The 10,559-nt window shown below is 41.0% G+C and carries 12 protein-coding genes and 1 pseudogene; 1 reads left to right on the top strand and 12 read right to left on the bottom strand.

Annotated features, from left to right (window positions below; all coding sequences use genetic code 11):
• Positions 1-164 precede the first annotated feature (164 nt).
• The gene (locus GBV73_RS09170; protein WP_152880919.1) at positions 165-1,148 is read left to right on the top strand and encodes a hypothetical protein; all 984 of its coding nucleotides are present in this window, start codon (positions 165-167) and stop codon (positions 1,146-1,148) included.
• Here the strand turns inward: GBV73_RS09170 and GBV73_RS09165 are convergent.
• The 12 genes and pseudogenes from GBV73_RS09165 to GBV73_RS09110 form a co-directional block, all read right to left on the bottom strand.
• Positions 1,129-1,689 (bottom strand): flavodoxin family protein, encoded by a 561-nt coding sequence (locus GBV73_RS09165; protein ID WP_152880917.1) that lies wholly within the window; start codon positions 1,687-1,689, stop codon positions 1,129-1,131. The genes GBV73_RS09170 and GBV73_RS09165 overlap by 20 nt on opposite strands.
• Complete coding sequence (locus tag GBV73_RS09160; RefSeq protein ID WP_225807773.1) at positions 1,686-2,276, bottom strand: GNAT family N-acetyltransferase; 591 nt, start codon at positions 2,274-2,276, stop codon at positions 1,686-1,688. The genes GBV73_RS09165 and GBV73_RS09160 overlap by 4 nt, the downstream gene beginning before the upstream one ends.
• On the bottom strand, positions 2,273-2,638 hold the full coding sequence (locus GBV73_RS09155; protein ID WP_152880915.1) for a hypothetical protein: 366 nt from the start codon (positions 2,636-2,638) through the stop codon (positions 2,273-2,275). Before GBV73_RS09155 ends, GBV73_RS09160 begins: the two co-directional genes overlap by 4 nt.
• Positions 2,628-3,263 carry a hypothetical protein gene (locus GBV73_RS09150; protein ID WP_152880913.1) on the bottom strand — a complete coding sequence of 212 codons (636 nt, stop codon included), beginning with the start codon at positions 3,261-3,263 and terminating at the stop codon, positions 2,628-2,630. The genes GBV73_RS09155 and GBV73_RS09150 overlap by 11 nt, the downstream gene beginning before the upstream one ends.
• Before the next feature lie 150 nt (positions 3,264-3,413).
• Positions 3,414-5,069, bottom strand: coding sequence for an ABC transporter ATP-binding protein (locus tag GBV73_RS09145; RefSeq protein ID WP_152880911.1), 1,656 nt, complete (start codon positions 5,067-5,069; stop codon positions 3,414-3,416).
• Positions 5,062-6,399, bottom strand: coding sequence for a radical SAM protein (locus tag GBV73_RS09140; protein ID WP_152880909.1), 1,338 nt, complete (start codon positions 6,397-6,399; stop codon positions 5,062-5,064). The genes GBV73_RS09145 and GBV73_RS09140 overlap by 8 nt, the downstream gene beginning before the upstream one ends.
• 425 nt (positions 6,400-6,824) lie before the next feature.
• Complete coding sequence (locus GBV73_RS09135) at positions 6,825-7,484, bottom strand: bifunctional 2-polyprenyl-6-hydroxyphenol methylase/3-demethylubiquinol 3-O-methyltransferase UbiG (RefSeq protein WP_253910345.1); 660 nt, start codon at positions 7,482-7,484, stop codon at positions 6,825-6,827.
• A gap of 9 nt (positions 7,485-7,493) precedes the next feature.
• Entirely contained in the window at positions 7,494-7,961 is a 468-nt protein-coding gene (locus GBV73_RS09130; RefSeq protein ID WP_371717085.1) for a tetratricopeptide repeat protein, read from the bottom strand.
• 160 nt (positions 7,962-8,121) lie between these two features.
• On the bottom strand, positions 8,122-8,865 hold the full coding sequence (locus tag GBV73_RS09125; protein WP_152880906.1) for a class I SAM-dependent methyltransferase: 744 nt from the start codon (positions 8,863-8,865) through the stop codon (positions 8,122-8,124).
• Positions 8,866-8,869: 4 nt separating this feature from the next.
• Complete coding sequence (locus GBV73_RS09120; RefSeq protein WP_371717084.1) at positions 8,870-9,511, bottom strand: class I SAM-dependent methyltransferase; 642 nt, start codon at positions 9,509-9,511, stop codon at positions 8,870-8,872.
• A gap of 69 nt (positions 9,512-9,580) precedes the next feature.
• Entirely contained in the window at positions 9,581-10,072 is a 492-nt protein-coding gene (locus tag GBV73_RS11475; protein WP_371717083.1) for a flavodoxin family protein, read from the bottom strand.
• Between the two features lie 87 nt (positions 10,073-10,159).
• Positions 10,160-10,559 (bottom strand): annotated as a pseudogene (locus GBV73_RS09110) (IS982 family transposase); the annotation flags it as partial.

Raw genomic sequence — 10,559 nt, 5'->3', positions numbered from 1 at the left:
TTCATGTTCCCCCTTCTTTTTCTGAAGTATTGCCAGTAACTTAAACCTGACACCCCACAGCTTATCCTAACAGTATCTCTCATGTAGTCGTTAACGTTAAAAACTTCTTTGATGTTAAAAACTATTTTAAGTATTTTTAGTCATAGTACTCCCTAGTGATGTATATGGGCAGAATAATGGTTTATGTATGTGGAAATGGAGAAAGAGAGTACTGGGAGCATGCATACAAGGCTGAAGAGCTAATACTCAAGGTTTCTAAGTCTCCTGTAAGTACGAAAGACGCTTTGCAGCTGGTAGATAAGGAATCTTTGACCTATCTTCTTCAAAAGGGCATATTAAAAGAAGAAAGTGGGCAGATTAAGCTCAACTTCTGCTTTACACCATGGGAAGACGTCTTGAAACTTAGAGAGATTGGAGTTAAACATGGAGAGACTGTGGCAGAATATTTAATTGAGAACCTCAAATGGGTAGAAGATGATCTGAAAAGATTGAACTGCCTGAAACACTCAAAGCTAGAATACATCCGTTTTGCCATTGTTGGTTGTTATGCCTTAGATTTGAGGTTTTTAACCATGCTGGAAAATAAATGGGGTGAAAACAGGAAGTTCATTCCTTATGCCCGTGAAATTAGAGATAATTGGGTAGACATCGCAAAGGACTTTTATTGGGGCTGTCATTCAGCAAAGTTTGGGGAGTACACATTCTACTCCTTTGGGAATCATGCTGGCTCAAGAAATGCTTTTCCTGACTTAGTCTGGTCCGAAAAAGTGAAGGAAGATGAGGTAGAGACCTTAGGGAGAGCACTTGAAGAACTTTACATAAATGGAAAAATAAGTGGAATTTTAGAGAAATACAAATATGTTGGTGTCCCGTTTTTCGATAAACCTGACGCAGAGATAGCATGGCAAGTTGCTGACAAAGTTGGAAGCGACGTTGAAAAATTCATAATTAAAGAGAGATGGGATGTTCTAAAAGAGGATCTAAGCAAATTGAGAGCGAGTCAGTGGTGCACTTTTGAAGAACTCTTCATTGAAGCTTGGCACTGGATCTTCGGATGGGCAAACAATGTTTTAATTAGAGAGGGTTATTTCATAGACCCAGAAGAAAGTGAAGATGGCGGGAGGTATATCAAGTGGGTATCTGCATAAGGTTTGTGCCCTCCACAGTTCTTTTTGCCAAATAATCAACTAGCATCTGTGTTTTTGGATTGTTAATCGTTTTCCCTTCTTCTCGGTATCCCGGCACAATAGCAGCACCAGCAATGATGGCTTGAGCATCTAAGATTAGTGGAGAAGTTAGAGTACAGAGAGCTTTTATTCCACCTAAGTTTGAAACAATTAACAGAGTCACGACTTTGTTTTTTAAATAGTCCTCAAGAAAATCACGCTCCAACAAAGCCTTCAGCTTAGAAGGAATGTCCATGTTGTAAGTTGGCGTTCCGATGACTATTACATCGGCACTCTTCAGCTTTTCTAAAAGCTTTACTCTCTCATCAAAGGCATCAACTTTGCATATATCTTCTCTTAAGCATTCGGCGTTGCAGAGCTCACCACACGCTTTTATATCGAAATCATAAAGGTTTATTATTTCTTTTTGCCATTCCTCAGGAAGCTTTTCAAAAAGTAATGAGAGGGCTTTTGAGGTGTTCCCTTTTCTTTGAGGAGAGCAACAAAGAGCGAGGAGTTTCATTCTTCCTCATCCCTAAAACTTGCTTCCCTTCCAAGATTATCGGGCGTGTTTTTCCACTCCTCCCTCAAAAGCTCATATGCAAAGCTGTCCACGTAGCCGTACTTAGGAATGTAAGCGTGCTTTCTAAATCTTCCAATGAGCTTAAAGCCGTTCTTTTCGAGAATTCTCTGTGAAGCCTTATTCGGCTCGTGGACAAAGGTGTAGAGCTTCTCGAGGTTCATGTTCTCAAATGCAAACTCACAAATTAATGCTAATGCTTCACTTGCGTAGCCTTTTCCCCAGTGTTCCTTTCCAATGAAGTACCAGATCATGGCATTTCTCGACTGCCAGTCTATTGAACCTATTCCAATGAAGCCCACAAGTTCGTTACTGCTATTTTCAACTATAGCGAAATTCACCATGCTGCTCTTGTTCTTTCTCAGCTCCTCCAAAATCTCGTCAAAATCCTTCTCAAAGTAAATGTTCATTGGACTGTTAACGAAGTTCTGTATATTCCTATCGTTTACCCAGATAAGCCATTTATCCTTATCTTTTTCTAAACTAACAGCTAGAGATACTTTTTCACCCTTTAAGATGATAGGTCTCACAATATCCCCTCCTTTAAGAACTCAATCCCCATATACCCTTTTCCCTCACTTTCGATCACACCAGCCGCAAAAAGTCTATCTCCATCTTGTTTAACAACCTGAATCCAGCCATTCTCCCAGAGCTCTTTTTTCCAAAGGAGTTCCCCCTCTTTACTTATTTTCACCAAAACCGCTCTTCCATGTAGTTCTCCTCCTACTAAAATTCCTCTTTTTACAGGCTCTAATACAATTGCAGCACCATTTTCAAAGCTCTTTTCCCAATTAATTTCATTCTTTTCGCCCAGTTTTGCAACGTAGAATTCCCCATCACGTTCGCCAGCTAAAAGGATTCCCTTCTCAGTGCTGACGACATCAAAGACCACCCCCATTAACAATGGTTTCCTCTTCTAGAACTTTACCCTCTTTATCAACTCGTGTGAGATGAATCTTCCAGCCATTCCTATTTTTGGAGCTTCCGATCAGCATAATACTATCATTCATCGACACAATGCCGCCAAAGACTGCATTTTCCCATTTGCCGTAGGTTTTAGTCCACAGCGGCTCACTGCTCTCGTTCGTCTTCATCAGGAAAAAGCTTCTTCCGCTACCGTCTGAGACTTTGCCACCCAAAAGAATGTCATCCTCAACCGGAACTATCGAATATACGCACTCGTTGCCTAGAATGCGGTACTTTCTCTCCCAGACTTTGCCACCATTCTCCTCTATCTTCGCCAGATAGGCTTTCCAGTTCTTTCCACCCGCTGGAGTGGTGTTCCCCTCGACGGCTCCACCTATGAGATAGCTATTGTTCACCTTAGATATAGAATGCCCTTCCCAGCCATTTTTGCCTCCATAGAACTTGACCCACTCGAGCTCCTCCTTCCCGTCTAGCTTAAGGAGTATGATTTTGTAGTGCTCATTTCTCACACTTCCGATGAGCATGGCACCCCCGTTGACAGCTACTCCGGCAGTAGGGACGGTCTCCTTTTCGAATTTGTAGGACCGCATGTCTCTCCCCAGAATTACAATGTAAAATAGTTTAAAAGCTTTTATTCATGAAGTGGGTGGTTCAAGGCACACATTCTCCCAGAGTTGTTTTTCCCGGAGGGTTTCGCCGGCAGTTTCTAGGGATGCAGTACTTTTATGCTCCATCTTCAGTTAGCCTTTTTGCTGCTCTTTAAAGAGTTCACGATACCTCCGGCACGACTGAAGCAACTCATTGTGCTGTCCTCTGCATGTCACCATGCCCCCGTCAAGCACCCATATCTCTTCCATTTCCCTGACGGTTGAAAGTCTATGAGAGATGACCACCACCGTCATATCCATCATCTTGAGCCTCTCTAGGATTTTTGCTTCAGTTTCCGAGTCTATGCCCGAAGTTGCCTCGTCTAGGATAAGTATTTTCGGTCTTCTAACCAATGCTCTTGCCAGAGCAATTCGTTGCTTCTGCCCGAGTGAAAGGTTCTTGCCGCCTTCTTCAATTAGAGTGTTCATATCAATGCCCCCAAGCTCAACGAGCTCAAGCAATTTTGCAATATCATTGTCATTAACGTTCATGCCCAGAGCAATGTTTTCCTTAACAGTCCCTGTAAAGAGATGGGGGGAAGAGGGTATATATATGAGAGAATTACCTAAAATGGAAGATGGATGACAGCCTCCTATGCTCACAGTGCCCTTTGTTGGGCTTAGTATTCCTGCAAGAAGCATGGCTAATGTTGTTTTTCCAACACCTGATGAACCTACAATTCCAAGTTTCTTTCCATAAGGTATTATAGCTGATATGCCCCTGAGCACTTCTTTCTCGTCATCAAAGGAAAAGTGAACGTCTTTAAGTGTAATATCGAAGGAGTATGGATTACATGCAGACCTTTCTGAGGACTCCCCTATTTCGAGTATTCCCCATATCCTGTTCAGAACTGGAATTGCCCTTTGATATGCGCTCCATAGAAACGCAAAGCGCTCTATGGGGTAGTAAACTTTTCCTAGATATGAGAAGACAGCAATGACGACGGAGAGTGGGGCCATCTCCCTCTTAACAAGCAGAAGGCCTGCAAGAAGTATGGTCAAAGGCAAGATAGTTGAGAGGTATGACTGGAGACCATAGTTTGCCGTTTGATAGAACGCCATCTTCTTTGTCGCCTCGACCCATTCATCGAGATTTTTGGATATCCTAGAGATGAGATACTCAAAGGCGTTCAGAGCTTTGGCATCCAGCCTGCCATCAAGTCCTTCCTTGAAAGCGGTAACTGTCTTTGAGTATTTTTCCCTCTCATTTGATGAAGCAATCTTCAATCTATGGACAAATGCCCTCATGGAGAAGCCATATATCGGCATTGTGATGAGTGTGAGTAATCCCAGATAAACGTTGAGCTTGAAGACGACAAAAACGGCCATAGCGAGAGAAAATCCCTCAATTATTACAGCAGGTATAAGAGACATTCCAAGTCTGCCTACTATTTCGGTATCTGATTGAATCCGCGAAAGGGCATCCCCAGGTTTTATGTTTTCTGCGTATAGGGTTGAGATAAAAAGCCTTCTCTTCAGCCATGCCGCAGCTTTGGTCTCGGCAAAGTTGCTTATGAAACCGGCATAGAGGTATATTACAGTAGAAAGTGTGTAAAGACCAAGTATAATCCCTATCTCCCTAAGTATCTGGGAAAGTGTTAACATTTCAAGCTCATCCAAGAGGTTCCTTAGGTAAAATGGAACCATGGCAGAAAGAATCGTTGATATAACTCCCAGTACAACGAGCAGGAGTATGTATTTCTTGTGTGCTCTCCCAATCTCCATGAGTTTTCGGAAGTTCTCACCCAACTATATTCCCCCCGAGGGTTTCTATGACTTTCTTCATATCCCTAGTAGCAACATTGTATAGTATGTGCTCAAATGTCCTCTCATAGGCCCTAGGATACTTAGGAACGTACGTACCGTTCACTTTTTCTTTTAAATGGATTCTACAGAAATCACCAAGATTGCTAAACCAAGCGTCATGCAATTTCAGCTTTGACATAGTAAAATGTTCTGCTGCCCTAGACATTTTCTCCGTTAAGAGTTTTGTGAAATCTTTGTCTTTTATATTTCCTAAATAAAATCGCCTGTCTAAGTACGTTTGATGGCATGGATACACATCTCCATCGTGAAATACAGTTATCCTCAGAGGCATCTCGGAACATATGTACGTTTTCACATGATATTCTGGATCGAGAATCTCCCTAAGAATTCTACATATGCCCATTTCTTTTATTGGTATACCCTCTTCCCATTTGTCAAACAGATAATCCACTAGTTCCTTCAAGAATTCCTCAATTTCCGCTTCTTTTAATGCATATTTATCCCTAATAATGTTATTTTGAAATTGCACTGACGGGAGAACATACCCGACTACAAATGTCTTTGAATATTTACTCAAATGAGACAATATGTCACGTATGGAATATTTCTGAATGTAATTTCTGGCATATGTTACTTCCAATGCTAGTTTGATACTCCTCTCATTTAGCAGTTCTAGTCCTTTTATAATATCTGTGTATGTGCCTTTCCCATTTTTATACTTCCTATTCAGGTCGTTTACTACTTGGGGACCATCAACGCTGACCGTTACTTCAAAGTCATACTGGGTAAAAAAATCAGCAATTCGCCTATTAATTAACGTTCCGTTAGTTACAATACCATATCTGAACTTGTATCCATTGATATCAGCATATTCCACCAACTTCTCTATTGAATCGAAGTTTAATAATGGCTCGCCACCATAAAACTGAACAGTGTCCACTCCTAGTTCATTTGCTATGTCTAGGGCTCTTTTCCCTAGTTCTATTCTAAGTATACCTGGCTTTGTATATGTACCCTCACATGCGTAGCAATATGCGCATTTCATATTACAGGTTTGAGAGACCATTAAAACCATCATGTTTGGATTAATCTCTGCAGGCACTATTATCGGATTTACATTCTCACGTTTTGAATCTAATGTTTTTTGGATTTCCGATAGCATCTGCCTCTCACTTAATGTCAATGGAGCATTCCGTTTAATCTTGTTTATGACCTCAACCTCTTTAGAATCTAAAATTAATAATGTCTTGCTCAGGGGATCAAAGCCCATATACTTGTTTTTCATTTGAAACGTATGAATAAAACCCACCATAGTTATCCCCCGGTTTAGGGTTTAAAAATAAAAAAGTAAAATAAAAATTATAGAGTCATTTTCCAACCTTGTCGCAACAACATGCAAGACCAACACCACCAGCACTTGGGGCAACTGGAGGTAGCTTTGCTTTTAGTTCTACAACTTCCATACTTCGCCACCCCCATTGATTTTTGCTTCATTGTTACCTTGGCATAATTTTGTAAAGTATATTTTATATTTAACTTTTTCGTAAACTTTTAGTTAATAATTTGGAGTTAATAAATTTCCAATAAAAAAAGTAAGACTTAGAGTCCTTCTTTTCATAAATTCTGATGTTCTTAACAAAATAAAACTTTGTAAAGTAATACAAAAAATTGAGTAAACCTCAAATCAACCTTTTATCCCCACAGTCACAACCATCTTCCCGTTTATAGGGTAGCTTCTCACTTCAAAACCCGCCTTTCGCAGGATGAATTCAAGAATCCACGGTGACCAGAGGTGGAACTCAACGGTAAATATAGTCCCCCTGTCAAATCGATAAAGAACCTTCTTTCACGGCCTTTGATGAAATCAATTCCCTCTCGGATAGAAACAAGGGAACCCTCAACAAAAACGTCCCTGTACCACCTGTAAAGTCCCCTGAGATTATCCGCGTATTCGATTACAATGACTCCCTTCGCCTTTAAGACGCGATATGATTCCCTCACAATTTCATCGAGGTCATAAACACTGAAGTGGGGTAAAGGAGAGCCAAGTAAAGCAACGAGATCAAAGCTATCCTCCTCAAATGCCCGTCTTTTGGCATCCATAATGTAGAATTCTGCTTTGGAATCCCTCTCCTTTGCTATCTCCTTAGCTTTTTGGATTGCTTCCTCTCGGAGGTCTATCCCAATAACCTCAAAGCCGAGTTCTTCTAAGGCAAAAGTTGAAATTCCCATGCCGCAACCAATATCTAGGGCTTTTTCTCCCTTTATGGGCAGGTATTTCCTTAAGATCTCCTTTAACCCCATTATTCTCTTCTTCCCAATTTCACTTGTTGCATCCCAAGTAGCGGGAAGGGCTTTGTAATAAGCATCACTACCATCATCACAATCTCTGAACATTTTAGACCCCTAAAGGCTTTCTTTCAGCTTCTTGATTTCTTCTTCAGCTCTTCTTTTTTCTTCTGATCTATCTAACCTCTCATATATCTCAGCAAGAACCTCGTATGCTCTAATAATTCCGGGAGTATTGTTGATGTCTTTTAGAACTTTCAAAGCTTCTTTTGCTGTATCTTCAGTTTTCTGAATTTCTTCTATATTCAAAAGAATACTTGCCTCCAGAAGAAGCGCCCATCCATAACCTTGTATACTATCAACTTCTGGCACATCTTTAGATGCATCTTTGAATAAAAGTTTGGCCTTTTGGATGTAAGTTAAGGCTTCTTCAAATTTCTGCTTTGTATTGTAGATTGAGCCAAGAACAAGTAATACTCGTCCCTGATTTACTTTTTCTTCGGATTTAGTGGCATATTCAAGTGCTTTTCTCGCAAACTCCTCCGCATGCTCAGTGTTCCCCAATGCATTCTCTACATTTGCAATTCACATCAGACAAAAGGATATAAGCCCAAATTTCTCTTTACTTTCTGGGAGATCTTTTATTTCTTCATATATTTTTCTTTTGCTTTCAAAAGGTCTCCTTTAACTTCAAGAGACCATAGAACATTTTCAAGATGTTTTAAAATATCCTCAATTTTGTTCATTATTTACCATCTCCTTCTGTTGCTAAAACTTCATTTTTTACTCCGACAGTCACAACACTAAAAGTTCCCAAATAGTGCGTCTCCACTTCAAACCCAGCTTTTCTAAGGATGAATTCCACAATCCATGGTGCCCAGACATTAATCTTCACTCTAAAGAAATAGCCCTTCTCAAGGTTAATGAAAAGCCGCTCTACTTGGCCCTTTGTCGTATCGAGGGAAACATGGAAAGAAATGAATGGATCTTCAACGAGCACATCTCTATAGCCTTGCTGGAGCAGTCTAACCCAGTCTGCATACTCGAGAAAGAGTGTTCCATTGGGTTTAAGCACTCTAAAAGCTTCTTGGACAATTTTATCAAAGTCATAGATGCTTAAATGAGGAAGAGGATTCCCTAAAAGCACAACTAAATCAAAGTTCTCATTTGGGAAATCGAGTTTTCTTGCGTCCATAACTCTAAACTCCGCTTTATATCCAAGTTCTTCCGCGATTTTCTTTGTTTTCTCTACGAGTTCTTCTTGAAGGTCAATTCCAATAACCTTAAACCCTAAGTCTTCGAGAGCAAAGGTCGAGATTCCCATGCCACAGCCAATATCCAAAGCTTTACCACGTTTTATGGGGAGGAATTTTCCAAGTAGGGTTTTCTGCCTCTCCATTCTTTTCTTTCCAACTTCCGTCCTCGGGTCGTACATCCAGAGCTTTTCCTTATAGGTTGGCTCAAAAGTTTCTCCAAGGTTTTTGAACATAGCTTCACCCCCTCTGAGCAAGAATCAAGTCCTTATCCTTAAATTCCACCTCAAAGCCGTTCTTCTCAAGAACATAGCGCAGAATCCATGGAGACCATATGTAGAACTTATCCCTTAAGAATACACCTTTTTCAAAATCAATGAGCAGTCTCTCAAGATATCCTTCGTGAACATCCACGTTGATGTTTATCCTAACCAAGCCCTCAGCCTCAAGTCCCGGCTGGTTGAACCCCTTTATAAGCGTCCAGAGGAAGTCGCTTTCTTGAATCACAATGTAACCTTGAGGTTTTAGGACTCGTTTAATTTCCTGCAGAATCCTATCAAAATCCCAGATGCTAAAATGTGCCAGTGGATAACCTAGCAGAGCAACGAGGTCAAAGGTGTTTTCTTTGAAATCTAGATTTTTAGCGTTCATAACATAAAATTTTGCCTTTGAACCTCGCTTTTTGGCTAACTCTTTAGCCCGCTCTACGGCCTTTTCTTGAATGTCTATGCCCACAACGTCGAAACCCAGCTCTTCTAAAACAAAACTGCTTAGCCCAGCGTTGCAGCCAATGTCCAAAGCTCTGCCGCTCTTAATGGGTAAGTGTCTTGAAAGAATCTCTCTTAACTCTGAAAATCTTTCTTTACCTCTCTCGCTTTCTATATCGTATTCATCTTAGGTCTTTTCGTAAAAGGGTGAATCAGTATAGCCGAGGTCTTTAAACACTTCTTTTCACCCCATCTTTTGGATTATCCTTCCTGCAAATCTATTTATCCGAGCTTTGATTTCGTCTTCCTCGATTAAATCTCCCTTAATTGAGCTTCTCAGGTATTCACTTGAAGATATCAGAATTGCTTCGGGCCAGTAGTCCGATGTGGCAATCCCATGGAGAACCTCATGAAGTGCCATGTCCCCACCTGAAGACAAGTTCCCCACGACGATGAAGTTTAGCTTCTTTGCAAAGTCGTTCCATTCTTCATAAGTCTTGAAAACTGCCTGTCCTCTCTCGCAGAAAGCTCTGTAAAGAGCTGAAGCATGCCCTCCATAGGTCGGTACAGCAAAGATTAAGACATCGGCTTTTGTGGCCTTTTCGTAGAGCAGGGGAACATCGTCTTCAATGGGGCACTTTCCAGAGAAGCACTCATAGTTGCAGTGGCTGCGCGGTGTGATCTGAAAGTCATAGGCTTCTATTAGTTCACTCTCAAAGCCTTGTTTTTTTGAGATTGTCTAAACAATATTGCAAAAGTTTCGCACAGTTCCCATTTTTCCTCGCGCTGAATGCTATTCCTAAAGCCTTCATGATATCACACCCTAGTTCCCACCATCTGTGAAGTTGTATAATCTGTCCAGATTCACGGCCAGAATCGCCCCTAAAATCCTGACAACCAACCCCCTCAAACTAACATTCCTGCTCGGCCTCAGAAGAAACTCAGAAAACTTCGAAAACAAAGTCTCAATCCTCCTGCGAAAGTCAGACAAGTACTTGTAAAACTTCTTCTCCTCCAGATTGCTAATCTGATTCCCCCGCTTTACTGGCGTGTAAACAACGCCAAACCTCAGAAATTCCTCCTCGAGCCATCAAAAAACAGAAAACAGCCGGAAAACTCCTCAACAATCACCCAGAACTTTTCCCGGACAACACTCACATCATGCTTATTCGCCGGATCAACAGACAGTAAAGCCAGCAAATTTCCATCAGAGTAACAGGTCA

The organism is Thermococcus sp. 101 C5 (assembly GCF_009372125.1).
Taxonomy (GTDB): domain Archaea; phylum Methanobacteriota_B; class Thermococci; order Thermococcales; family Thermococcaceae; genus Thermococcus_A; species Thermococcus_A bergensis.
The sequence above is the reverse complement of the archived record's forward strand: the minus strand, read 5'-3'. Positions and strand labels throughout refer to the sequence as shown.

Bases quoted from the DNA above. Each gene is read 5' to 3' on its own strand.
- GBV73_RS09125 (WP_152880906.1), bottom strand. From the start codon at position 8,865: ATGTTCAAAAACCTTGGAGAAACTTTTGAGCCAACCTATAAGGAAAAG.
- GBV73_RS09165 (WP_152880917.1), bottom strand. From the start codon at position 1,689: ATGAAACTCCTCGCTCTTTGTTGCTCTCCTCAAAGAAAAGGGAACACC.
- GBV73_RS09135 (WP_253910345.1), bottom strand. From the start codon at position 7,484: ATGTTCAGAGATTGTGATGATGGTAGTGATGCTTATTACAAAGCCCTT.
- GBV73_RS09140 (WP_152880909.1), bottom strand. From the start codon at position 6,399: ATGGTGGGTTTTATTCATACGTTTCAAATGAAAAACAAGTATATGGGC.
- GBV73_RS09150 (WP_152880913.1), bottom strand. From the start codon at position 3,263: ATGCGGTCCTACAAATTCGAAAAGGAGACCGTCCCTACTGCCGGAGTA.
- GBV73_RS09170 (WP_152880919.1), top strand. From the start codon at position 165: ATGGGCAGAATAATGGTTTATGTATGTGGAAATGGAGAAAGAGAGTAC.